Here is a 24381-nt window from a genome sequence, read left to right as displayed (position 1 = left end):
TCGAATCAATGCCGCACATTTTGATCGTCGAAGACGAAACAATTATCCGCTCCGCCTTGCGCCGCCTGCTGGAACGTAACCAGTACCAGGTCAGCGAAGCCGGTTCAGTGCAGGAAGCACAAGAACGCTTCAGCATTCCCACGTTCGACCTGATTGTCAGTGACCTGCGCCTGCCTGGCGCACCGGGCACCGAGCTGATCAAGCTGGGCCAGGGCAAGCCGGTGCTGATCATGACGAGCTACGCCAGCCTGCGCTCGGCAGTCGACTCAATGAAGATGGGCGCGGTGGACTACATCGCCAAGCCTTTCGACCATGACGAGATGCTCCAGGCCGTCGCACGCATCCTGCGTGACCGGCAATCGGCGCAAAGCTCCGTGGGCGAACCTGCGGTCGGCAAAGCCAGCGGCTCGGCGAAGTCCGCTGTCGATAACAGCAATGGCGAAATCGGCATCATCGGCTCGTGCCCACCGATGCAGGATCTGTACGGCAAAATCCGTAAAGTGGCTCCCACCGATTCCAATGTATTGATTCAGGGCGAATCAGGCACCGGTAAAGAGCTGGTCGCCCGCGCCCTGCACAACCTGTCCAAACGCGCCAAGGCGCCGATGATTTCGGTGAACTGCGCAGCCATCCCGGAAAGCCTGATCGAGTCCGAGCTGTTCGGCCACGAGAAAGGCGCGTTTACCGGCGCCAGCGCCGGGCGCGCGGGCCTGGTTGAAGCCGCCGACGGCGGCACTTTGTTCCTTGATGAAATCGGCGAACTGCCACTTGAAGCCCAGGCGCGCCTGCTGCGCGTGCTCCAGGAAGGTGAAATCCGCCGCGTGGGCTCGGTGCAATCGCAGAAGGTCGACGTACGCCTGATCGCTGCGACTCACCGTGACCTGAAGAGCCTGGCCAAGATCGGCCAGTTCCGTGAAGACCTGTATTACCGTCTCCACGTTATCGCCCTGAAACTGCCGGCCCTGCGTGAGCGTGGCGCGGACGTCAACGAAATCGCCAATGCTTTCCTCGCCCGCCAGAGCGCGCGCGTGAATCGCACCGACCTGAAATTCGCTCCGGACGCCGAACAGGCAATTCGTCATTACTCCTGGCCGGGCAACGTGCGTGAACTGGAAAACGCTGTCGAGCGTGCCGTCATCCTGTGTGAGAGCCCGGAGATTTCTGCCGAGTTGCTGGGCATCGATATCGAGCTCAGCGATCTTGAAGATGACGAGTTCATCGGCCTGGCACCGCAACAGGGCAGCACCGGCAACACCAGCCACGAGCCCACCGAAGACCTGTCACTGGAAGACTACTTCCAGCACTTCGTCCTCGAACACCAGGATCACATGACCGAAACCGAATTGGCTCGCAAACTCGGCGTCAGCCGCAAATGCCTGTGGGAGCGTCGTCAGCGCCTGGGTATCCCACGACGCAAGACCGGCGCGACCAGCGAAAGCTGAACGTCACCTGTCGAGTGTGCGAGTAACACATGACAATGTGAAAAAACTGTTACCGCAGCTTTTTCTCGTAACAGAAGCCGGGGCTTACGGTAACGAAGCCCCGGTTTTTTTTGGCCCTGAAAAAGGCGACCCAGGCACCTAACCCCTTGTTTTACTGGGGCTCGCAAAAGTTGGCACGGCACCTGCTATATGTTTGGTACAAGAACAATAACAAGCAATGCACAAGACAATAAAAATAAGACGAATCGACTCACGCACAACAAAAACAAGACGGCGAGAGGCGTAGCTAACTGATTCTTTTGGAGAGGCGTTGTATTTGGGGCTTGCCCCGCAACCAGGCCGAGAACAACAAAAACTGCCCTAAGGCAGAGCCTGAACTGGTTGGATCGCACAGATCACTGCAGCACAGCGACCAAAGCAATCCGTTTGCTCTTGGCTCCCGATTGGGAGGGTCATGAAGGAAACCTTCATGACAAGGGCGCGACACAAAAACAAGAAGCCCGAAACCAAAAATAAAAATAGAGCATGCAACTACTTCTTGGGGAGCTTCGGCTCCCCTTGTAGTTTCTGGCGTTTGGCCAACGCGGCTTGTAGCAGCTGCCGAGCCCGCGAGGCTGCGTTCGGTGCGGGCCGCGTTCGGACGCAGCCGTCGTAGAACCTGAGATTGCGGTCTGTCAGATAGTATGAGGTGTATGCATTTACGACGGCTTCGCCGCCGAACGCTGCCTCGCATAGCTCGACAGCTGCTACGCAGATCAGCGCAGCTTCCTACACCATCCCCCGACTAAATGCTAGAATCCCGGCCCATCATGCGGTCATTCTTCGTTTTGGCCGAACATTCCTTCAAACAGTGCATCCCATGCTGAAGAAGCTGTTCCAGTCATTCCGTTCTCCCTTGCGTCGTACGCAACACATTCGCAGCACGCCTGAAGTGCTCAACAGCAGCCAACACTCGCTGCAACGGGCTCAGTTCAGCCGTTATGCGGTGAACATCGTCGAACGCCTGCAGAGCGCCGGCTACCAGGCTTACCTGGTCGGTGGCTGTGTGCGCGACATGCTGCTCAACATCACACCCAAGGATTTCGACGTCGCCACCAGCGCCACACCGGAACAGGTTCGCGCCGAGTTTCGTAATGCGCGGATCATCGGGCGCCGATTCAAACTGGTGCACATCCATTTTGGTCGCGAAATCATTGAAGTCGCGACCTTCCGCGCCAATCACCCGCAAAACGACGAGGAAGAAGACAGCAACCAGTCCTCGCGTAACGAAAGCGGGCGCATTCTGCGCGACAACGTTTACGGCACGCTGGAGGAAGACGCGCAACGCCGCGACTTCACCATTAACGCCCTGTATTACGATCCGGTCAGCGAACGCATTCTCGACTACGCCAACGGCGTACACGACATCCGCAATCACCTGATCCGCCTGATCGGCGACCCGACCCAGCGTTACCAGGAAGACCCGGTGCGGATGCTCCGTGCGGTGCGTTTCGCCGCCAAGCTGGACTTCGGCATCGAGAAGCACAGTGCCACGCCAATCCGTAACCTGGCACCGATGCTGCGCGAGATCCCGTCGGCGCGCTTGTTCGAAGAAGTGTTGAAGCTGTTCCTTTCGGGTCATGCCGCGGACACCTTCGAGATGCTGGTCGATCTGCAATTGTTCGACCCACTGTTCCCGGCCAGCGCCGAAGCCCTGGAACACAACCCGACCTACACTCACACCCTGATCAGCGAAGCGCTGATCAACACCGACCTGCGGATCAAGCAGAACAAGCCGGTGACGCCAGCGTTCCTGTTCGCCGCCCTGCTCTGGCCAGCCTTGCCGGCCCGCGTACTGCGCTTGCAGGATCGTGGCATGCCGCCGATTCCGGCCATGCAGGAAGCTGCTCACGAACTGATCAGCGAGCAATGCCAGCGGATCGCGATTCCAAAGCGCTTCACCATGCCGATCCGCGAGATCTGGGACATGCAGGAGCGCCTGCCACGCCGCAGCGGCAAACGTGCCGACCTGTTGCTGGACAACCCGCGATTCCGTGCCGGTTACGACTTCCTGCTACTGCGTGAAAGCGCTGGCGAACAGACCAATGGCCTGGGCGAATGGTGGACGGACTATCAGGACGCCAACGAAAGCGAACGCCGCGACATGATCCGCGACCTCAGCGGCAAGGACGACGGTGCCAGCGGTGCGCCGCGTAAACGTCGCCGCAGCGGTGGCGCCAAGCGCAAACGTGCCGCTGGCGTACCGAGTGCGTCGGGCGAGTAAATCGATGGAACGCATTTACATTGGCATGGGCAGCAACCTCGCCGCCCCCGCGGAACAATTGCGCAGCGCCGTCGAAGCGCTCGCGCAGTTACCCCAGACAGCGCTGGTGGGAGTTTCGTCCTTCTATCAAAGCGACTCCTTGCTGCCGGGCCAGCCGCGATATACCAACGCGGTGGCCGCGCTCGACAGCACGCTGACGCCGCTTGAGCTGCTCGATGCGCTGCAAGCCATCGAAATCGACCAGGGTCGCGAGCGTCATGAACGCTGGGGCCCGCGCACGCTGGATCTGGATATCCTGCTGTTCGGCGATCGACTGATCGACGAGCCCCGCCTCAAAGTCCCCCATTACCACATGCAGGCCCGAGCCTTTGTGCTGTACCCATTGGCCGAACTGGCGCCAGCTGACCTGCAACTGGCCGACGGTCGTCACCTGCGCGACCTGCTCGCTGCATGCCCGTTCGTCGGACTGGAACGCCTGGCCCCGTAGGAGCAAGACTTGCCCGCGATGGCAACACTGCGGTTTCCAGACAGACCGCGTAATCGTTCATCGCGAGCAAGCTCAGCGCCTACAGATCTATGCTGAATCGCATCAGTAACGCCGGTAACACCAACGGCGTAACATTGCGGTAACACATCCAATTGACTTCCCGAGTTCTCCTCACGACTATAGGCGTCCCGCTGCCGGCAACCCGGCACTACAGGGCGCAATCCAGGCTTTTAAAGCACGACACAAGACCGTGCGCCTGAGTAAATGAAGAATCACGCGCGTTACCCGCAGTAGTTTTCCAAGCGCCTGAATGAGGATTCCTTACATGCCAGCTATCACCTTGACCACATTGCAGAGCCTCAAGCAAAAGGGTGAAAAAATCACCATGCTGACCTGCTACGACGCTACCTTCGCCCACGCTTGCAATGAGGCGGGTGTTGAAGTGTTGCTGGTGGGCGACTCCCTTGGCATGGTGTTGCAAGGACACGACAGCACCCTGCCGGTGACCAACGCCGAAATGGCTTACCACGTCGCCGCGGTCAAGCGTGGCAACACCGATGCCTTGATCCTCGCGGACCTGCCGTTCATGGCCTACGCCACCATCGAGCAAACGATGACCAACAGTGCCCAGTTGATGCAGGCCGGTGCACACATGGTCAAGGTCGAAGGCGCGCTGTGGCTGGCCGAGTCGATTCGTCTGCTGGCCGAACGCGGTATTCCGGTGTGCGCGCACATGGGGCTGACGCCACAGTCGGTGAACATTCTCGGCGGCTATAAAGTTCAGGGCCGCAATGAAAACCAGGCCCGGCAGATGCGTGCCGACGCGATTGCCCTGGAACAGGCCGGCGCGGCGATGCTGTTGCTCGAATGTGTACCGAGCGAGCTGGCCCACGAAATCACTCAAGCGGTGAAGATTCCGGTGATCGGCATCGGCGCCGGCAATGCCACCGACGGTCAGGTGCTGGTACTGCACGACATGCTCGGCCTGTCCCTCAGCGGCCGCGCACCGAAGTTCGTGAAGAACTTCATGGCCGGCCAAGACAGCATTCACGCCGCCCTGAGCGCTTACGTCGCTGAAGTCAAAGCCGCAACCTTCCCTGGCGCCGAACACGGATTCTCTGCATGAACACTGTCAAAACCGTACGTGAACTACGTGCCGCCGTCGCCCGCGCTCGCGGCGAAGGCAAACGTATCGGCTTCGTACCGACCATGGGCAACCTGCACAGTGGTCACGTCGCACTGGTCACCAAAGCCGCCCAACGAGCGGACTTTGTAGTCGCGAGCATTTTCGTCAACCCGCTGCAATTCGGTGCCGGCGAAGACCTCGACAAGTATCCGCGGACCTTGGCCGCCGACCAGGAGAAACTGCTGCAAGCCGGCTGTCACCTGCTGTTCGCCCCAACCGTGGAGGAAATGTACCCGGACGGCATGGCCGGCCAGACCCGCGTCAGCGTTCCACTGCTGTCTGAAGGCCTGTGTGGCGCCAGCCGCCCCGGGCATTTCGAAGGCGTGGCGACGGTGGTCAGCAAGTTGTTCAACATGGTTCAGCCCGACCTCGCGGTCTTCGGTCAGAAAGACTTCCAGCAACTGGCGGTGATTCGCGCGCTGGTGCATGACCTGAACATGCCGATCCAGATCATTGGCGAACCCACCGTAAGAGCCGCCGACGGTCTGGCGCTGTCCTCGCGCAATGGTTTCCTCAGCGAAGAACAGCGGGCCGTCGCGCCAATTGTGTATCGCACGCTGAGCGACATCGCCGAAGCCATCAAACAGGGCGAACGCGATTACCCGGCGCTCCTGGCCCGGAAGATCGAGCAGCTCCAGGCCGCAGGGTTGCGTCCTGATTACCTGGAAATCCGCCACGCACTGACCCTGCGCCCAGCGACCGTGGATGACCGTGACCTGGTGATCCTGGTGGCCGCTTTCCTGGGCACGACCCGGTTGATCGACAACCTGCACCTGAACCTCGACGCTCCGGTTTAAAGGGCAAGATCAAAAGATCGCAGCCGGCGGCAGCAACTACAGAATTATACGATTCCGTGTAGGAGCTGCCGCAGGCTGCGATCTTTTGCGGTGTATTGCCGGCCTCAAAAGCTTCGGGCAAACTGCCCGCCGTTCGGATCTGACCAAGGGAAACACTCATGCACGCCATCATGCTCAAGGCCAAGCTGCATCGCGCCGAAGTTACCCACGCAGTGCTCGACTACGAAGGCTCTTGCGCCATCGACGGTGAATGGCTGGACCTGTCCGGGATCCGTGAGTACGAACAGATCCAGATCTACAACGTCGACAACGGCGAACGCTTCACCACTTACGCCATCCGTGGCGAAGAAGGCTCGCGCATGATCTCGGTCAACGGCGCCGCCGCACACAAGGCCAAGGTCGGTGATCGGGTGATCATCTGCGCTTACGCTCATTACAGCGAAGCCGAACTGCTCAATTTCAAACCGCGCATGCTCTACATGGCTCCAGGCAACGAGTTGAGCCATACCAGCAATGCCATCCCGGTTCAGGTCGCCTGAACCCTCCCCCGTACTCCGAACACTGAAAGCCCGCCTGCCTGGCGACCTTGAGTGCCGGTACAAAATAGTACCGGCCACAGGTCAGACAAAGCCAAGACAGATCACACCGCGAGGTTTACTGTAATCGCCCTGCGCTATTAAATCGTTTATTCGCAGTTCAACCGGAGGGCGCCTGTCATCAAACAGGACATTCCGGATTTTTCAGTGTCCTAAAGGCAGTCCAAGTAAAAAGGAAACCCGCAGCGATGGCGTACTACCGCACTCCTCATGACGTTACCGCTCTGCCAGCCTGGCAGGCGCTGAATGATCACCGCCAAGCCATGCAGGATTTCAGCATGCGCGAAGCGTTCAATGCCGACCCGCAGCGTTTTACCCAGTTCACACTGAGCAGCTGTGGACTATTTCTTGATTACTCGAAAAACCTGATCAATACCGAAACCCGCAATCTGCTGGTGGGCCTGGCGAACGAAGTCGGCTTGCAAGACGCGATCAAGGCGTTGTTCAACGGCGAAATCGTCAATGCCTCCGAAGGCCGTCCGGCGCTGCATACGGCCCTGCGCCGCCCGGTGGGCGACAAGCTGTCGGTCAATGGCGTCAACGTCATGCCGGACGTGCACAAAGTGCTGAACCAGATCACCGAGCTGGTCGGGCGCATTCACGACGGCCTGTGGCGCGGTTATACCGAGAAGCCGATCACTGACGTGGTGAACATCGGCATCGGTGGTTCGTTCCTCGGCCCTGAACTGGTGTCCGAAGCGCTGTTGTCCTACGCCCAGAAAGGCGTGCGCTGCCATTACCTGGCGAACATCGACGGCAGCGAATTCCATGAGTTGTCGGCAAAGATTCGTGCCGAAACCACGCTGTTCATCGTGTCCTCGAAATCCTTCAACACCCTCGAAACCCTGAAAAACGCCCAGGCCGCTCGCGCCTGGTACCTGGCTCAGGGCGGCTCCGAAGCCGAGCTGTATCGCCACTTCATCGCCGTTTCGAGCAACAACGCTGCGGCCGTGGCCTTCGGTATTCGCGAAGAAAACATCTTCCCGATGTGGGACTGGGTTGGTGGGCGTTACTCGCTGTGGTCGGCCATCGGTTTGCCGATTGCCCTGGCCATCGGCATGTCGAACTTCAAGGAACTGCTGTCCGGCGCCTACACCATGGACCAGCACTTCCAGAGCGCACCGTTCGAACAGAACATGCCGGTGCTGCTGGCATTGCTCGGTGTCTGGTATGGCAACTTCTGGGGCGCGCAAAGCCACGCGATCCTGCCGTATGACCACTACCTGCGCAACATCACCAAGCACTTGCAGCAACTGGACATGGAGTCCAACGGCAAGAGCGTACGTCAGGACGGCACGCCGGTTTCCACCGATACCGGTCCGGTCATCTGGGGCGGCGTCGGTTGCAACGGTCAACACGCCTATCACCAGTTGCTGCACCAAGGCACCCAGCTGATTCCAGCCGACTTCATCGTGCCGATCGTCAGCTTCAACCCGGTTGCCGACCACCACCAGTGGCTGTACGCCAACTGCCTGTCGCAAAGCCAGGCGCTGATGCTCGGCAAGACCCGCGCCGAGGCGGAAGCCGAGCTGCGTGAAAAAGGCGTGGCCGAAGACCAGGTGCAAAAACTCGCGCCGCACAAGGTGATCCCGGGCAACCGCCCGAGCAACACCCTGGTGGTCGAGCGCATCAGCCCGCGTCGTCTTGGCGCGCTGGTGGCGATGTACGAGCACAAGGTGTTCGTGCAGAGCGTGATCTGGGGCATCAACGCCTTCGACCAATGGGGCGTGGAGTTGGGCAAGGAGCTGGGCAAAGGCGTCTACAGCCGCCTGGTCGGCAGCGAAGAAACCCCGGCCGAAGACGCTTCGACCCAGGGCCTGATCAACTACTTCCGCGGTCGTCACCGCGGGTGATTTGACCTTCAAAGTTTGCTCGCGATGCAAACACTGCGGTGTATCCGATACACCGCATCATCGTTCATCGCGAGCAAGCTCTGCTCCTACGAGGGTCGCGTAGCTCCCCTCTTGAACCCGATAGTCACTCGGCGCATCTTTATCACTTGTGCAATACAAGCATAAGGAACCGCCATGTTCGATATCAGCACGTTCCCCAAAGCCGATGCCGTCCGCCAGGCTGCGCAACTGAGTCAGGACGACTACCAGCGCCTGTACCGCCAATCCATCGAGCAACCCGACGTTTTCTGGGCCGAACAGGCCAAGCGTTTTCTTGACTGGTCGACCCCCTGGCAAAGCGTTCAACACACGAATATCAAAACCGGCGCGGCACAATGGTTTGCCGGTGCTCAGCTCAACGTCAGCTATAACTGCATCGATCGCCACCTCGCCCAACGCGGCGAACAGACCGCGATCATCTGGGAAGGCGACGACCCGGCTGAATCGCTGCACATCACCTACCAAAAACTGCATCACTGCGTTTGCCGCCTGGCCAACGTGCTGAAAAGCCGTGGCGTAAAAAAAGGCGACCGGGTGTGCATCTACATGCCAATGATCCCTGAAGCCGCCTACGCAATGCTCGCCTGTGCACGCATTGGCGCCGTGCACTCGGTGGTCTTTGGCGGGTTTTCCCCCGACTCCCTGCGTGACCGGATCCTCGACGCGGACTGCCGCACCGTGATTACCGCCGATGAAGGGGTACGTGGCGGTAAATACGTACCGCTCAAACAGAACGTCGACAAAGCCCTGCTCAGTTGCCCGGCCGTCAGTACTGTCGTAGTGGTCGAACACACTCAGATCGAGGTCAATTGGGTCGAGGGCCGCGACCTCTGGTATCACCAGGCCCTGCGCGACGTCAGCGACGACTGCCCGCCAGAACCCATGGACGCCGAAGACCCGTTGTTCATCCTTTACACTTCCGGCAGCACCGGTAAACCCAAAGGCGTGCTTCACACCACTGGCGGCTATCTGCTGCAAGCGGCGATGACCTTCAAGTACGTGTTCGACTACCGCGACGGCGAAGTTTTCTGGTGCACCGCCGACGTCGGCTGGGTCACCGGCCACAGCTACATCGTCTACGGGCCACTGGCCAATGGCGCGACCACACTGATCTTCGAAGGCGTGCCAAGCTACCCGAACAGCTCGCGGTTCTGGCAGGTCATCGACAAGCATCAGGTGAACATCTTCTACACCGCACCCACCGCCTTGCGAGCCCTGATGCGCGAAGGCCTGGAGCCGTTGAAAGACAGCTCACGCGCCAGTTTGCGGCTGCTGGGCAGCGTTGGCGAGCCGATCAACCCGGAAGCCTGGGACTGGTATTTCAACGCAGTCGGCGAGCAGCGCTGCCCGATCGTCGACACCTGGTGGCAGACCGAAACCGGCGGCATCATGCTCAGCCCGCTGGTCAGTGCACAACGGATCAAACCCGGTTGCGCAACCCGGCCGATGTTCGGCGTGCAACCAGTATTGCTCGATGAACACGGCAAGGAAATCAGCGGCGCCGGCAGCGGCGTGCTCGCCATAAAATCAAGCTGGCCAGGGCAAATCCGCAGTGTCTATGGCGACCCGCAACGCATGATCGATACCTATTTCAAACCCTATCCCGGCTACTACTTCACCGGCGACGGCGCACGGCGCGATGAAGACGGCGACTACTGGATCACCGGACGCATCGATGATGTGATCAACGTCTCCGGGCACCGCATCGGCACCGCCGAAGTCGAAAGCGCACTGGTGCTGCATGACAGCATCGCCGAGGCTGCGGTGGTCGGTTACCCCCACGACCTCAAGGGCCAGGGCATCTACGCCTTTGTCACGCCGATGAACGGCATCGAACCCAGCGACGCATTGAAGAAAGAACTGCTGGCCCACGTCAGCCAGGAAATCGGCAGTTTCGCCAAACCCGATCTGATCCAATGGGCACCGGCCTTGCCGAAAACCCGTTCGGGCAAGATCATGCGGCGCATCCTGCGCAAGATTGCCTGCAATGAGCTCGACAGCCTCGGTGACACCTCGACCCTGGCCGACCCCAGCGTGGTCGCCGGGCTGATCGACAAGCGCCTGAACCAATGATCTGTTCACCCAAGCGCGGCCGTTGGCCGCGCACTTTTTAAATGCCATAGCCACCGAGTCGTCATGGAATTCATCCGTAGCCGTATCGAAACCCAGATCATGAGCCTGTCCGGCCTTTCGCTGGGCAAGCTCGACCTGGAAAACCCCAAGGGCGATCCCGGGCTCTTCGGCCCCGACTCGGTGAGCTGGCAAGTGCATGGCGACTTCAGCAGCATGCTCATCGGCGGCATCAGCGCCTTGATGCTGCAAGCCTTGCACCCGCTGGCACTGGCCGGGGTCTGGGACCACTCGAATTTCCGTGAGGACATGCTCGGTCGACTGCGCCGCACCGGGCAGTTCATCTCCGGTACCACCTTCGGTTCGCGTCAGGACGCCGAGTGGCTGATCGAGAAAGTGCGCACCATTCACCTGCAAGTGGTCGGCACCGCGCCCGATGGGCGCCCTTATGCCGCCAGCGATCCGGACCTGCTGACCTGGGTCCATGTGGCCGAGGTCAGCAATTTTCTCGCTGCGCATTTGCGCTACCGCAATCCGAATCTTTCGCCCACCGATCAGGACCGTTACTACAGCGAGATCGCCTTGGTCGCCGAGCGTCTGGGCGCCCGCGATGTTCCGCGCTCACGGCGGGAAATCAGCGAATACCTTGAGCGAATTCGCCCACAACTACTGTGCGATGAACGCAGCCGCGAAGTGCTGCGGTTGCTCCTCGCTGCACCGTCACCCAGCCGCCTGGCCAGGCCCTTCGGTGGGCTGATGATGCAAGCGGGCATCGACCTGCTGCCCGACTGGGCCAGTGACATGCTTGGTGTCCGCCAGAATCCGCTGCAACGCAAACTGATTCGCGCCAGCGTCAATCGCAGTGCCCCGATGCTGCGCTGGGCGGTGCGCAATGGTTCGGTGCAGCGGGCCAAACGGCGGATGGGAATCCTCAGCTGAATGCGTGGTGTTGCCTTACCCTGTGGCGAGGGAGCTTGCTCCCGTTGGAGCGCGAAGCGCTCCCAAATCCTTCAGCCGAATTCTTTCAGACAGAGCCCGGTCGAAAGTTTTACGGCCGCTGCGCGCCCGAGCGGGAGCAAGCTCCCTCGCCACAGGGGATCCATCGATCACAATCCTGTTAAACTCTCGCGCCAAATTCCCCAGCAAGGCGCGTCCATGTCTTCCTTGAATCAGGCGCTGCGCGCCGCCCTCGATCATCGCCAAGACTTGCTCGCAGAGCTCCACTCGCAAGGCACCGACTGCTATCGACTGTTTCATGGCAGCCAGGAAGGTGCCGGCGGCCTGACCGTCGACCGTTACGGCCCGCAACTGCTGGTCCAGAGCTTTCACCAGTCGCTGGAACGCGATGACTTGCTCGCGTTGCACGAGGTCATCAATCAGCACCTCAACCTCAACACCCTGCTGGTCTATAACGACCGCTCGCGGGGTAACTCGCGCATTGATCGCGAAGACACGGTCTACCGCGCCGAAGAGGCCGCGCTTGTCGACATGGTGGGCCACGAATGGGGCCTGAACTACCGGGTCCGTGGTCGCCACGCCGGACAGGATCCGCTGCTGTTTCTCGACCTGCGCAACGCCCGCGGCTGGGTCAAGGACCACAGCGCCGGCAAAAGCGTGCTGAACCTGTTCGCCTACACCTGCGGCGTCGGCCTTGCCGCGGCGGCTGGCGGTGCACGCGAGGTGTGCAATCTGGATTTCGCCGAGGGTAACCTGGCAGTCGGCCGTGAGAACGGCCTGCTCAACCCGCAATTGCCAAGCATGCAGTTCGTACAGTCCGATTACTTCCCGGCCATCCGCCAACTCGCCGGCCTGCCGATCAGCCAGCGCCGCGGGCAGAAACTGCCCAGTTATCCGCGCCTGGAACAGCGTCAGTACGACCTGGTCCTGCTCGATCCACCCGCCTGGGCCAAAAGTGCATTCGGCACCGTTGACCTGCTGCGCGACTACCAGAGTTTGCTCAAACCGGCGCTACTGGCCACCGCCGACGATGGCGTGCTGATCTGCTGCAACAACCTGGCAAAAGTCAGCATGGACGACTGGCGTGAGCAGGTGCTGCGCTGCGCAGAAAAGGCCGGACGCCCGGTGCGCGACTGGAAAGTGCTGACACCTGGCAGCGACTTTCCGTCGATGGATCAGCAGCCGCCGCTGAAAACCCTGATCCTGCAACTCTGAGCTCTTTCGAAAAAACCTGACATTTGCTGTTCAAGGTGATTGCTTTGGAACCAGAATCGCATGCCATACTCCAAGCCACTCCCGATTCCGATAGTTGAAGCCGAACATGCCCAAAGGATTGATTCGCGCCATCGGCGCCTTGTTGATTGCCGTCGCCCTTTACAGCGTGTTGGGGTTTCTGATTTTACCGGGCATCGCCTTGCGGATCGCCAATCAACAATTGGCCAACTACGCGGCGGTGCCTGCGCACATTCAACGGATCGAACTCAATCCCTTCAGTCTTGAACTGACCGTGTGGGGCCTGAACATCGGCGAGCCGGGCAAGGAACAGCTTGCCTTCGAGCGCCTGTACGCCAACCTGCAAATCGATAGCCTCTGGACTCGTGCACTGCACTTGATCGATGTGCAGCTGGACAAGCCGAAAACCGAGATTCTGTTCAACAAGGACGGCAGCCTGAACCTCACGCAACTGTTCAAGTTGCCAGCCAGTGAGCCGACGCCTGCGGACCCGAACGCCAAACCCTTCCCGCTGCGCATCGACCACATCAATCTGGCCAGTGGTTATGTGCACTTCCAGGACCTGCGCCCGAGCGAGCCGATCGAATTCCTGTACGACACGCTCAATCTGGAGTTGAACAACCTCAGTACCCTGCCCGACGACAACGCCGCCATGACCCTCGTCGCAGCTGGCCCGGCGGGTGGCCGGATCGACTGGACCGGCCACATCAGCCTGGTACCCATCAGCTCCGAAGGCACACTGAAAGTCACCGACGGCAAAATGAAATCCTGGTGGCCTTACGTGCGTGACGCATTGCCGCTGGTGCTTGAAGACGGAACGCTGAACCTGAGCACCGATTACAAGTTCAACCTGACGCAGGGAACCGAACTGCTGCTGAACAACGCCTCCGTCAGCGTTGCTCCGTTCGCCATCAAGGCCCCGGATGGCCGGCCGCTGGTGCGCCTCGAACGTCTGGACGTCAGCGAGACCACGGTCGATCTGGTCAAGCAACAAGTGATCGTCGGCAAGATCCGCAGCCAGAAGCTCGAAACCTGGGCCGCCCGCGAAGCCGATGGCCAGCTCGACTGGCAGAAGCTCTTCGCCAGCCAACCGACCAAACCGGCCACAAAACCCGAGTCAACCAAGGCTCCGGCGGCGGCAGACTCGCCGCAACCAAAACCCGATCCAGCGGTGCCGAGCAAGCCCTGGCAAGTGCTGCTCAAGGATGTCGAGCTGCGCAACTATCAAGTGCACCTGGCCGACCGTCAGGCCCAACCGGCGGTGGCACTGGAGCTTGGCCCGCTGAACGTCGATGTGAAGAATTTCGATAGCCTCAATGGTTCGCCGTTTTCCCTCAAGGTCGATACCGGCCTGGGCAAGCAGGGCAAGATTCTCGCGGATGGCGAGGTCAACCTTGCGCCGATCAGCGCCAAACTCAAGGTCCAGACCAAAGACATCGACTTGCGCGTCGCCCAGTCCTATATCAACCCGTTCATTCGTCTGGAGCTGCGTTCCGGGATGCTCGGCAGCGACCTGGCGGTTGACCTGAAAAGCACCGAGCCACTGGCGTTCAGCGTTACCGGCCGCGCTCAGGTCGACCAATTGCACACCCTGGACACTCTGAAAACCCGCGACTTCCTCAAGTGGCAGCAAGTGGTGGTCGAAGGCCTGAACTACCAACATGGCGATAGCCTGTCGATCGACAAGATCAACCTGCAACAGCCCTATGTGCGCTTCATGATCAACGATGATCGCACCACCAACATCAACGACCTGCTGATCCCGCAATCGCCCGACAACGGCAGTAAAACCGCCGCCGCGAAACCTGCTGCAAGCAAGGACAAGCCACTGGGTATCCACATCGGCGCGATTGCGATCAACGACGGTTCGGCGAACTTCGCCGACTTCAGCCTGACACCGAACTTTGCCACCGCCATTCAACAGCTCAACGGCCAGATCGGCACCATCGACAGCCGCCAGGTCAAACCTGCCGCCGTCGACATCAAGGGCAAAGTCGACCGCTACGCCCCGGTGACCATCAAGGGCAGCGTCACCCCGTTCGACCCGATGACCGCGCTGGATATCGCCACCAGTTTCAAACGCGTCGAACTGACCACCCTGACCCCCTACTCCGGCAAATTTGCCGGTTACCGGATCCGCAAGGGCCGGCTCAATCTCGACCTGCACTACCAGATCGTCAAAGGCCAGTTGAAAGCCGAAAACAAAGTGGTGGTGGAGCAACTGCAACTGGGCGAAAAAGTCGACAGCCCGGACGCCGTGAGCTTGCCGCTGAAACTGGCCATCGCCTTGCTCAAGGACAGCGATGGCAAAATTTCCATTGATCTGCCGATAACAGGCGATCTGAACAACCCGCAATTCAGCATCATGCCGATCATCTGGCAAACCCTGCGCAACCTGATCGTGCGCGCGGCCGAGGCGCCCTTCAAGCTCATTGGCGGGCTGGTCAACGGCAGTGGGGCCGAGGACCTGGGCAGCGTGTCGTTCGCACCCGGTTCAAGTGAACTGGGCAAGAACGCCGAGTCGGCGCTCGATACCCTGGCCAAAGCGCTCAAGGAACGTCCGGCCCTGCGCCTGGAAATCGAAGGTACCGCCGCCGAGAAGAGCGATGGCCCCTTGATTGCCGAACAGCGACTGGAACGTGAATACCAGTACAACTACTACAAAATGCTCCAGCGCCGCGGCGACAAAGTCCCTGCGCAAGCTTCGTTGCTGGCAGTCCCGGACAGCGAAAAAGGCCCGCTGCTCGAAGCCATTTACCGCACACGCCTGAAAACCCAGCCACCGGCCGAATGGACGCAACTGGGCAAAGCAGAGCGCACCGCCAAACTGCGTGAAGGCGTGATCAAGTTCTGGTCTTCAGACACCGCGCTGCTGCGCCAACTGGGTCAGGATCGCGCCAGCACCATCAAGGACTACCTGGTCGACAAAGCCCAGCTCGCCGATGACCGGGTGTATTTCGTTGACGCTAACCTGGGCGAAGCCGAAAGCGATGGCCGAGTAGTCACGCCCATGCACCTGGATGCGGAGTAAGCATGAATAGCCGATTGCTGATCAGCCTGGCACTGGCGTTCTTCGCCAGCCAGGTGCAAGCCCAGACCGATACCTTGCGCTGCGGCAGTCAGTTGATCAGCGTCGGCGATCGCACCAGTGAAGTGCTGCACAAATGTGGCGAGCCGGTTGCACGTGATGCGTTGGGCTACAAACGTAGCGCCAATCGCCGGGAAGAAGTCCCGGTTGAGGAATGGACCTACGGTCCGAACAGCGGCATGTACCAATACCTGCGCTTTGAAGGCAACCGCCTGGTACGGATCACCAGCAAACGCGGAAACTGATTGGAAAAGATCGCAGCCTGCGGCAGCTCCTACGCCAAAATCATGGTCTGTAGGAGCTGCCGCAGGCTGCGATCTTTTGCTTCTCCCCGCTCCGGCGGGAAACCTTCAGTCTTACTGGGCCAACAGGCCATCAGCCGATACAGCTTTGACACCTTTGATTTTCTTGGTGATAGCGACGGCCATATCTTTCTGAGACTGGGTAATGGCTACTTTCGACGATAGAGAAACGACGCCTTTGTTGGTTTCGACTTTGATGTCGGTGCCAGGAATCCCCTTCTCGGTGACCAGATCGCTTTTCACTTTAGTGGTGATCCAGGTATCGGAAGTTGCTTCCTCGGCCTTGGTCATTTCACCGGCAGCCACCACCATCGGCGACTGTGTGGCTTGAGTGGTCTGCGCAAATGCAGCGTTGGCCATGGTCAGGGTCAGAGCGGTTGCAGCGGCGGCAGCGATAGCGAACGTCTTCATACGAGTAACTCCTGTTCTTCCAGAAAGTCTGCTGCATGCCTTCTCAGCAGGGTTAACAGAGACAGTGCGAAGGCCGTGCCAACTTGAGATAGCCAAATAAACCGATAAGAATCAATGCGTTATAAAAAATCCAAATACCTGGAGTCATGCAAAATGCATGACCCGGGCGTTATTGACATGCAAGTTGCGGGTTTTATCGAATTACCGCGATGCCATCGAACGGTCGAGAAAATGCCTCGCGTCCGTAGAGGCGAGGCATTGAGGCTTCGATACAGGATCAGACGCCAGTGCAACCCTTGGGCGCGTAGTCCTGCAGCGCGGTGGTCGCGCAGGTCCAGCCACCGGCCAGTGTCCGCGTCAGCGTGATGGTTTTGCTGAGCACCGGACCTGGTGCATTGACAATCGTGCAAACAATAGTACCTGCACCGCTGGAAGCAGTACCCGATGCCGTGATTGTGCAGTTACCGGTAGTTGCCGTACCACCGATCAGCGCCAGTGTCGGGTCGGTGCCCTGATTGATAATGTCTTCAAAAGGCACCTTCAGTGCTGAAATTTCCGCCAGCCCCGCGGTGACCTTCGCCCGCGCCTGATACTTGGAATACAGCGGCAACGCGAACGTCGCCAGAATGCCGATGATCGCCACCACGATCAGCAGCTCGATGAGGGTAAAACCTTTTTGATTATTCATAGAACAGGCTCCATGCATGAGGCGAAATCTCATGTCCTGAACCAGTCAAAGCACAGCACATGCCAACCCCTGCGCCCCCGGCTTACAGGGTGTCAGATCGGTAAAAGCCCGGCACATACCCCGAAGAACCGCACTATCTGACACTTTTTGTCACCTCAAGAACGCTGGTGAGGTTCCATCCGTTGACTAGGCTATAAGTCTTGAACGGTCTGTGCCTGGTAATCGAATGAATGACATCGCCCTCAGCGGTCTGGCCAAGCAATTGGTGCTGGCCGAACTGCTCACTGACAAAAGCGCGCAACAGGCGTATCAGCAAGCTCAGCGCAATCGCGTTTCCCTGGTCAGCTATCTGGTACAGAACAAAATGGTGAGCAGTCGCCAGGTTGCGGAAATTGCCTCAGAGCATTTCGGCGTCGCCTTCCTCGACCTCAACTGTCTCGACAAAGACTCCCAGCCCAAAGACCTGGTCAGTGAAAAGCTGATTCGCCAGCACCACGCCCTGCCACTCTGGCGGCGCGGCAACAAACTGTTCGTGGGCATTTCCGACCCGAGCAATCAGCAGGCGATCAACGATATCCAGTTCAGCACCGGGCTCACCACCGAAGCGATCCTGGTCGAAGACGACAAGCTCAGCGACGCCATCGAGAAATTCTTCGACAGCCACAGCACGGGCCTGGAAGACATGGCCGATATCGACCTCGGGGGCCTGGACATCGAAGCCGTCGACGACCAGCGCCAGGACGCTGTCACCGGCCAGGACTCCGACGATGCCCCGGTGGTGCGCTTCGTCAACAAGATGCTGCTGGACGCGATCAAGGGCGGCTCCTCGGACCTGCATTTCGAGCCCTACGAAAAAATCTATCGGGTGCGGGTACGGACCGACGGCATGCTGCGCGAAGTTGCCAGGCCGCCGACTCAATTGGCCAACCGCATCGCTGCCCGTCTCAAGGTGATGGCCAGCCTGGACATTTCGGAACGTCGAAAACCCCAGGACGGGCGGCTCAAGATGCACCTGTCGAAAAGCAAATCCATCGATTTTCGGGTCAACACCCTGCCAACGTTGTGGGGCGAAAAAATCGTGATACGGATTCTCGACCCCTCCAGTGCACAGATGGGCATCGACGCGCTGGGTTACGAGCCCGATCAAAAAGACCTGTATATGGCGGCGCTCAAGCAACCTCAAGGGCTGATTCTGGTCACCGGGCCGACGGGTTCAGGGAAAACCGTGTCGCTGTACACCGGGTTGAATATCCTTAATACCGTCGACATCAATATCTCCACCGCCGAAGACCCGGTAGAGATCAACATGGAAGGCATCAACCAGGTCAACGTCAATCCCAGGCAGGGCCTGGATTTCGCTCAGGCATTGCGCTCATTTCTGCGCCAGGACCCGGACGTGATAATGGTCGGCGAGATCCGCGATCTGGAAACCGCCGAAATCGCGATCAAGGCTGCGCAAACCGGACACCTGGTGCTTTCCACCCTGCACACCAACAGCGCGGCTGAAACCCTGACCCGGCTGCACAACATGGGCATCCCGGGGTTCAACATCGCCACGGCCGTGCACCTGATCATTGCCCAGCGCCTGGCCCGCAAGCTGTGCCCCCACTGCAAAAAAAACCTCTCGATTCCCGACGAAACCCTGATCAAGGAAGGCTTCCCACGGGAACGCATCGGCTCCTTCACGATCTACGAACCCGTCGGTTGCGATCTCTGCAACAACGGCTACAAAGGGCGAGTCGGAATCTATGAAGTGGTGAAAAACACCCCGCAGCTGCAACGGCTGATCATGGCTGAAGGCAATTCTCTGGAAATCGATACGCAGATGCGCAAGGACGGCTTCAACGACCTGCGCACCTCGGGCTTGCTCAAGGCCATGCAGGGCATCACCAGCCTCGAAGAAATCAACCGGGTCACCAAGGATTGAGTCATGGCGGTCAAAGCAATCAAGGTCAGCGTCTACGCCTGGGAAGGCACCGACAGGAAAGGCAGCAAGGTAACCGGCGAGCTGAGCGGTCATAACCCGGCCTTGATCAAGGCGCAGCTACGCAAACAAGGGATCAACCCGGGCAAAGTACGGAAAAAAACCGCTTCGCTGTTCAACCTCGGCAACCGTATCAAGCCGCTGGACATTGCTCTCTTCACCCGGCAAATGGCGACCATGATGAAAGCCGGTGTGCCGCTGCTGCAGTCGTTCGACATCATCGGCGAGGGCTTCGACAACCCGAACATGCGCAAGCTGGTGGACGAGGTGAAACAGGAAGTCGCCGCCGGCAACAGCTTCGCCACCGCACTGCGGAAAAAGCCGCAGTACTTCGATGAGCTCTACTGCAACCTGGTCGACGCGGGCGAGCAGGCCGGCGCGCTCGACACGCTGCTGGAGCGGATTGCGACCTACAAGGAAAAAAGCGAAAGCCTCAAGGCCAAGATCAAAAAAGCCATGACCTATCCGCTGGCCGTGGTCTTTGTCGCAATCATCGTCACCGGCATTCTGCTGGTCAAAGTGGTCCCGCAATTTCAGTCGGTGTTTTCCGGGTTTGGTGCAGAACTCCCGGCCTTTACCCTGATGGTGATCGGTCTGTCCGAGTTCATGCAGGCGTGGTGGTGGCTGTTACTCGGCGGCCTGATCATCGGGGCCCTGAGCTTTCGCCATGCGCTCAAGCGCTCGCAACGCTTTTGCGACTGGCTGGATGCCAAACTGCTGAAAATGCCGATACTCGGCGCACTGCTCTACAAATCGGCGGTGGCGCGCTTTGCCCGTACCCTGTCGACCACCTTCGCCGCAGGCGTCCCCCTGGTCGAAGCTCTGGATTCGGTAGCAGGTGCTACTGGCAATATCGTGTTCAAACGGGCGGTTCTGCGCATCAAACAGGATGTCTCCACCGGCATGCAATTGAACTTCTCGATGCGCACCAGCAGGATTTTCCCCAACATGGCGATTCAAATGGCCGCCATTGGCGAGGAGTCTGGCGCACTCGACGATATGCTCGACAAAGTTGCGATCTACTATGAAGCTGAAGTCGACAATATGGTCGACAGCCTGACCAGCCTGTTGGAGCCGTTCATCATGGTGGTGCTCGGCGTCATTGTCGGCGGACTGGTGGTTGCCATGTACCTGCCCATTTTCCAACTCGGTTCAGCGATTTGAACATGCCCTTGAGTGAATTCATGGCCGGTTACCCACTGGCATTCGTTGTCACTGCGCTAGTGCTTGGGCTGGTGATCGGTAGTTTTCTCAACGTGGTGGTCTGGCGCCTGCCGAAAATGCTTGAGGGCGACTGGCGGCAACAAGCCCTGGATGTACTGGGTTTACCCCCTGAAGCACCGGGCCCGACCTACAACCTGATGTTGCCGCATTCACACTGTCCGCAGTGCGCCCATCGAATCCGCGTCTGGGAGAACATTCCGCTGCTCAGTTACCTGGCGCTGCGCGGCCGGTGCTCAAGTTGCAAAGCGCCGATCAGCGCCCGCTACCCCTTGACCGAACTGGCCTGCGGCGTGCTGTCGGCGTTTGTCGCCTGGCACTTCGGCTTCGGTTGGACAGCTGCGTGGGTGCTGGTCCTGAGTTGGGGGTTATTGGCGATGTGCCTGATCGACGCCGACCACCAATTGCTGCCGGATGTGCTGGTGTTGCCGTTGTTGTGGCTGGGTCTGATCGTCAACAGCTTCGAGCTTTTCGTGCCTTTGCAGGCAGCGATGTGGGGGGCGGTGGCCGGCTATCTGCTGCTGTGGTCGGTGTATTGGCTGTTCAAACTGATAACCGGCAAGGAAGGTATCGGTCACGGCGACTTCAAGCTCCTGGCGCTGCTCGGTGCCTGGGGCGGTTGGCAGATTCTGCCGCTGACGGTCCTGCTTTCATCGCTGGTGGGTGCTGTGGGGGGAGTGATTTTACTGCGCCTGAAAGATACCAACACCTCGACGCCGATCCCCTTTGGACCCTATCTGGCAATTGCCGGCTGGATTGCCTTGCTCTGGGGTGGTCAAATAACCGGCTTCTATTGGCAGTTTGTCGGTTTCAAATGAATACCCCTGTGGAAAAACCCTGGATTCTCGGTCTGACCGGTGGCATCGGCAGCGGCAAAAGCGCGGCGGCCCAGCACTTCATCGATCTGGGTGTGCACGCGGTGGATGCCGATCATGCCGCACGCTGGGTGGTCGAACCCGGTCGCCCGGCGCTGGCGCAGATTGCCGAGCACTTCGGTGTCGGCGTGCTGCAAGCCGATGGCCAATTGAATCGCGCAGCACTGCGCAAGCTGATCTTTGAAGTCCCCGAAGAACGCCGCTGGCTCGAAGCGTTGCTGCATCCGCTGATCGCTCAGGAAATCGCCGCGCACCTGGCACGCGCACAATCACCTTATGCGATTCTGGTGTCGCCGCTGTTGATCGAGTCCGGGCAGTACAAAATGACCCAGCGAGTGCTGGTGATCGACGCACCGGAACACTTACAGATCGAACGAACCTTGCAGCGCGACCAGACCAGCGAACAGCAGGTCCAGGCGATCCTCAAGGCCCAGTCCAGCCGTCAGGACCGCCTCAGCCATGCCGACGATGTGGTGGTCAACGACCGCGACCTCGCCTGGCTGCACAGCGAGGTCGAACGCCTGCATCACTTTTACCTTACTTTGCGTGGAGGCCAGTCATGAGCCAACCCCCTGTCGTCGAATGTCCAACCTGCGGCGCCCCTGTTGAATGGAGCGCGACCAGCACCTTCCGGCCGTTTTGCTCGGACCGTTGCAAACTGATCGATCTGGGCGCCTGGGCCTCGGAAGAACACAAGATTCCGGTCAGCCCCGACTCTGAAGACGAGTTGTTCTCGGAAGATTTCGACCCGCGCCACTGATCCCGCCCCTCAGGGCCGCATGAACCCGTAGTCCTGGCTGTCGTCGAGATTCTCCGCCAGAAACTGCAACTCATCGGCCAGATCCTCGACACTGCGTACGCCCTTGCTCTGCTGCACCACCGCACTGAGCAAGGCACGCAGGCTCAACCCCGGTTCAAACCCCGCCTCATGCGCCGACTCGAGACTGTTGCGCAATTCCTGCCTTGCCCATTCGTAAACGCTCATGCCACTGCTCCTGAGGATTTTCCAGAGCATGGAATCGCAGCCGATTCGAACATTTGATATGGATCAAGGCTTGTCGTCGTCCTTCCACGGCGCCGACAAATAACGCGTGCGGTTGAAGGTCTCCAGCCACTCGGGACAGAACACCACCAGCGAACTGATCACCATGCCGTTGATAAACGCCTCGGGGAAAATGATCAGCCACAGGTAACCGACAAAATCCTCCAGCCATTCCGGCATCGCAAAACGCTCGTCGAACCACAATAGCCCCAGCGCCGCCAGCAGGCAGAGCAACGCCGAAAGCCCGGCGGCCAAAAAGCCCGAGCAAAAGATATACACAAAGGGATTACGCGGTTGCGCCCGCTCCACCAGGATTGCGCAGCCTTCGGTGACCAGCACCGGCAACAGAATCAGCAACGCACCATTGACCCCCATCGCGGCCAGGTCCTGACGCCCGAGCAGCACCAGCCCCACCTGCGCCACCAGCCCGCCGACAATCGCCAGCGGCCAGTCCAGCAATAACGTCACCGCCGTCATGCCGATGATGTGATAAGACACGCCGGTGTCGAAGTCCCGTCGCACCAGCCAGAGGACGAACAACGCGAACACGGTGCCAAACAGCAAATGCTGACGCCGACTGTCCGTGAACAACTCGACCCACGGTGCTCGGGCAACGGCCCAGATCAGCACTGGCACGTAGATCAGCCAGCCGACCGTGAGGGTTTCGGGCGAGAGCAATGCGGCACCGATCATCGCGGCAGGCACTCCCACGCCCACAACGGCACAAAACCCGGTAACCCTACTGAGCAGACCTTCACTCCAGACTCCTTCCTGAACCGAAACAAGCCTTGAGTCTACACCGCCCTGCGCGCGCCCTCAGATCTCAGGCCCAGTGGCGTGGATCGCTCATCACTGCCTCATGCTCGGCGAACAGGCGCGGTAACTCCGCCTTGAGAAAATCCACCCAGGTTCGGACCTTTGCATCGAGAAAGCGCCGCGACGGGTACAGCGCGTAGACATTGCGCTCACGCGGGCGATAGGTCGGCAGCAGGCGCAGCAACGTGCCGTCGCTCAACGGCCGAGTCGCGGTATAAAACGGCAACAGACTGACCCCCATCCCCGCCTCGGAAGCCTTGACCATCGACTCGGCTACATTGCACTGAAAGGTCTTCGCCGGGCTGACGCGGTGCTCACCCTCCTCGTCATGGAACACCCATTGATCGCTGTACAACGGATCCAGCATGCGTAGGCAGCGATGATCGTTCAGGGCCAGCGGCTTGTCTGGCACCCCCTGGCGTTGCAGGTAGTCGGGGGAGGCGCAGGGCACGCTGTAGATCTGCCCGACGACCTGGGCGACAAACTGCGAGTCGGCCAGCTCATGGGCAATCGAAATCACCACGTCATGGCCTCCTTCCAGCGGATCCGGATTGCGTTGCGACAAGGTCAGCTCGAACACCACATCAGGATAGAGTTCGGTGTATCGAGCGATCAGCGGCGTGATCAGCACACCCAGGCCATGCATGCTGTGAACCCGCAACCGACCGCTGGGCTTGAGATGAGCGCCACGCGCTTCGGCCGTGGCCTCTTCCATCTCTTCGAGTATTTGCCGACTGCGCAGCAAAAAGCGCTCGCCGGCCTCGGTCAAGCTCAAACGCCGAGTGGTGCGTTGCAGCAGGCGCGCCTGCACATGTTGCTCCAGATCCGCGACCAGTCGGGACACTTGCGCGGTCGAGAGTTCAAGCGCGTCGGCGGCAGCGGTAAAGCTGCCGCTGTCCACCACGCGGACAAACACCCGCAAGTTATTGAGCAAATCCATAGGCCCTCCTCGGGCACTGACTGTTGCGTTTCACGTAAGGCTGCATCAGGCACTTGCCCCTTTATCGGTAGCGGGCAAGGCATAGACTTCA

Annotated in this window: 22 protein-coding genes; 17 read left to right on the top strand and 5 right to left on the bottom strand. The window is 59.6% G+C overall.

Annotated features, from left to right (window positions below; translation table 11 throughout):
• The first annotated feature begins 8 nt into the window (after window positions 1-8).
• The 12 genes from AC1RJ3_RS02575 (at window position 9) to AC1RJ3_RS02520 (ending at window position 16256) form a co-directional block, all read left to right on the top strand.
• Window positions 9-1442, top strand: a complete 1434-nt coding sequence (locus AC1RJ3_RS02575) for a sigma-54-dependent transcriptional regulator (RefSeq protein ID WP_054595560.1) — start codon at window positions 9-11, stop codon at window positions 1440-1442.
• Window positions 1443-2301: 859 nt separating this feature from the next.
• Complete coding sequence (locus AC1RJ3_RS02570) at window positions 2302-3705, top strand: polynucleotide adenylyltransferase PcnB (RefSeq protein ID WP_054595559.1); 1404 nt, start codon at window positions 2302-2304, stop codon at window positions 3703-3705.
• Between the two features lie 4 nt (window positions 3706-3709).
• Window positions 3710-4192 (top strand): 2-amino-4-hydroxy-6-hydroxymethyldihydropteridine diphosphokinase, encoded by a 483-nt coding sequence (gene folK, locus AC1RJ3_RS02565; RefSeq protein WP_347928870.1) that lies wholly within the window; start codon window positions 3710-3712, stop codon window positions 4190-4192.
• A gap of 325 nt (window positions 4193-4517) precedes the next feature.
• Window positions 4518-5318: a 3-methyl-2-oxobutanoate hydroxymethyltransferase gene (panB, locus tag AC1RJ3_RS02560; protein ID WP_054595557.1), complete on the top strand. Its 801-nt coding sequence runs from the start codon at window positions 4518-4520 to the stop codon at window positions 5316-5318.
• Window positions 5315-6175, top strand: coding sequence for a pantoate--beta-alanine ligase (gene panC, locus AC1RJ3_RS02555; RefSeq protein WP_054595556.1), 861 nt, complete (start codon window positions 5315-5317; stop codon window positions 6173-6175). Before panB ends, panC begins: the two co-directional genes overlap by 4 nt.
• Window positions 6176-6333: 158 nt before the next feature.
• Complete coding sequence (gene panD / locus AC1RJ3_RS02550) at window positions 6334-6714, top strand: aspartate 1-decarboxylase (protein ID WP_003228271.1); 381 nt, start codon at window positions 6334-6336, stop codon at window positions 6712-6714.
• A gap of 245 nt (window positions 6715-6959) precedes the next feature.
• On the top strand, window positions 6960-8624 hold the full coding sequence (gene pgi, locus AC1RJ3_RS02545; protein ID WP_145022128.1) for a glucose-6-phosphate isomerase: 1665 nt from the start codon (window positions 6960-6962) through the stop codon (window positions 8622-8624).
• Between the two features lie 174 nt (window positions 8625-8798).
• Entirely contained in the window at window positions 8799-10736 is a 1938-nt protein-coding gene (gene acs, locus AC1RJ3_RS02540) for an acetate--CoA ligase (RefSeq protein ID WP_054595554.1), read from the top strand.
• A 63-nt stretch (window positions 10737-10799) separates the two neighbouring features.
• Window positions 10800-11672 (top strand): oxygenase MpaB family protein, encoded by an 873-nt coding sequence (locus tag AC1RJ3_RS02535; protein WP_493077285.1) that lies wholly within the window; start codon window positions 10800-10802, stop codon window positions 11670-11672.
• A gap of 216 nt (window positions 11673-11888) precedes the next feature.
• Window positions 11889-12905: a class I SAM-dependent rRNA methyltransferase gene (locus AC1RJ3_RS02530; RefSeq protein ID WP_493077284.1), complete on the top strand. Its 1017-nt coding sequence runs from the start codon at window positions 11889-11891 to the stop codon at window positions 12903-12905.
• 106 nt (window positions 12906-13011) lie between these two features.
• The gene (locus tag AC1RJ3_RS02525) at window positions 13012-15954 is read left to right on the top strand and encodes a DUF748 domain-containing protein (protein WP_493077282.1); all 2943 of its coding nucleotides are present in this window, start codon (window positions 13012-13014) and stop codon (window positions 15952-15954) included.
• Window positions 15955-15956: 2 nt separating this feature from the next.
• Window positions 15957-16256, top strand: coding sequence for a DUF2845 domain-containing protein (locus tag AC1RJ3_RS02520; RefSeq protein WP_054595550.1), 300 nt, complete (start codon window positions 15957-15959; stop codon window positions 16254-16256).
• Between the two features lie 111 nt (window positions 16257-16367).
• Here AC1RJ3_RS02520 and AC1RJ3_RS02515 read toward each other — a convergent pair whose 3' ends face one another.
• A complete protein-coding gene (locus tag AC1RJ3_RS02515; protein ID WP_347928865.1) occupies window positions 16368-16724 on the bottom strand; it encodes a BON domain-containing protein in 357 nt (118 codons plus the stop codon).
• A gap of 277 nt (window positions 16725-17001) precedes the next feature.
• The gene (locus tag AC1RJ3_RS02510) at window positions 17002-17412 is read right to left on the bottom strand and encodes a pilin (RefSeq protein ID WP_054595548.1); all 411 of its coding nucleotides are present in this window, start codon (window positions 17410-17412) and stop codon (window positions 17002-17004) included.
• A gap of 226 nt (window positions 17413-17638) precedes the next feature.
• On the opposite strand from AC1RJ3_RS02510, the gene pilB reads away from it, so the two are divergent.
• Genes pilB through yacG form a run of 5 tightly spaced genes read left to right on the top strand, consistent with a single transcriptional unit; the run spans window position 17639 to window position 22252 of the window.
• Window positions 17639-19339: a type IV-A pilus assembly ATPase PilB gene (gene pilB / locus AC1RJ3_RS02505; RefSeq protein WP_493077279.1), complete on the top strand. Its 1701-nt coding sequence runs from the start codon at window positions 17639-17641 to the stop codon at window positions 19337-19339.
• A gap of 3 nt (window positions 19340-19342) precedes the next feature.
• The gene (locus AC1RJ3_RS02500; RefSeq protein WP_054595546.1) at window positions 19343-20560 is read left to right on the top strand and encodes a type II secretion system F family protein; all 1218 of its coding nucleotides are present in this window, start codon (window positions 19343-19345) and stop codon (window positions 20558-20560) included.
• 2 nt (window positions 20561-20562) lie between these two features.
• A complete protein-coding gene (locus AC1RJ3_RS02495; protein WP_493077276.1) occupies window positions 20563-21435 on the top strand; it encodes a prepilin peptidase in 873 nt (290 codons plus the stop codon).
• Entirely contained in the window at window positions 21432-22055 is a 624-nt protein-coding gene (gene coaE / locus AC1RJ3_RS02490) for a dephospho-CoA kinase (protein ID WP_054595544.1), read from the top strand. The genes AC1RJ3_RS02495 and coaE overlap by 4 nt, the downstream gene beginning before the upstream one ends.
• Complete coding sequence (gene yacG / locus AC1RJ3_RS02485) at window positions 22052-22252, top strand: DNA gyrase inhibitor YacG (protein WP_054595543.1); 201 nt, start codon at window positions 22052-22054, stop codon at window positions 22250-22252. Before coaE ends, yacG begins: the two co-directional genes overlap by 4 nt.
• Before the next feature lie 9 nt (window positions 22253-22261).
• Here the strand turns inward: yacG and AC1RJ3_RS02480 are convergent, their stop codons facing one another.
• The 3 genes from AC1RJ3_RS02480 to AC1RJ3_RS02470 form a co-directional block, all read right to left on the bottom strand.
• A complete protein-coding gene (locus AC1RJ3_RS02480) occupies window positions 22262-22477 on the bottom strand; it encodes a hypothetical protein (protein WP_054595542.1) in 216 nt (71 codons plus the stop codon).
• 63 nt (window positions 22478-22540) lie between these two features.
• On the bottom strand, window positions 22541-23227 hold the full coding sequence (locus AC1RJ3_RS02475; RefSeq protein ID WP_493077273.1) for an energy-coupling factor ABC transporter permease: 687 nt from the start codon (window positions 23225-23227) through the stop codon (window positions 22541-22543).
• Window positions 23228-23357: 130 nt separating this feature from the next.
• Window positions 23358-24290 (bottom strand): LysR family transcriptional regulator, encoded by a 933-nt coding sequence (locus AC1RJ3_RS02470; RefSeq protein ID WP_493077271.1) that lies wholly within the window; start codon window positions 24288-24290, stop codon window positions 23358-23360.
• Window positions 24291-24381 lie beyond the last annotated feature (91 nt).

It is taken from the genome of Pseudomonas sp. GW822-FHT04C11, from assembly GCF_058800905.1.
This window is presented reverse-complemented; position numbering and strand designations above follow the sequence as displayed.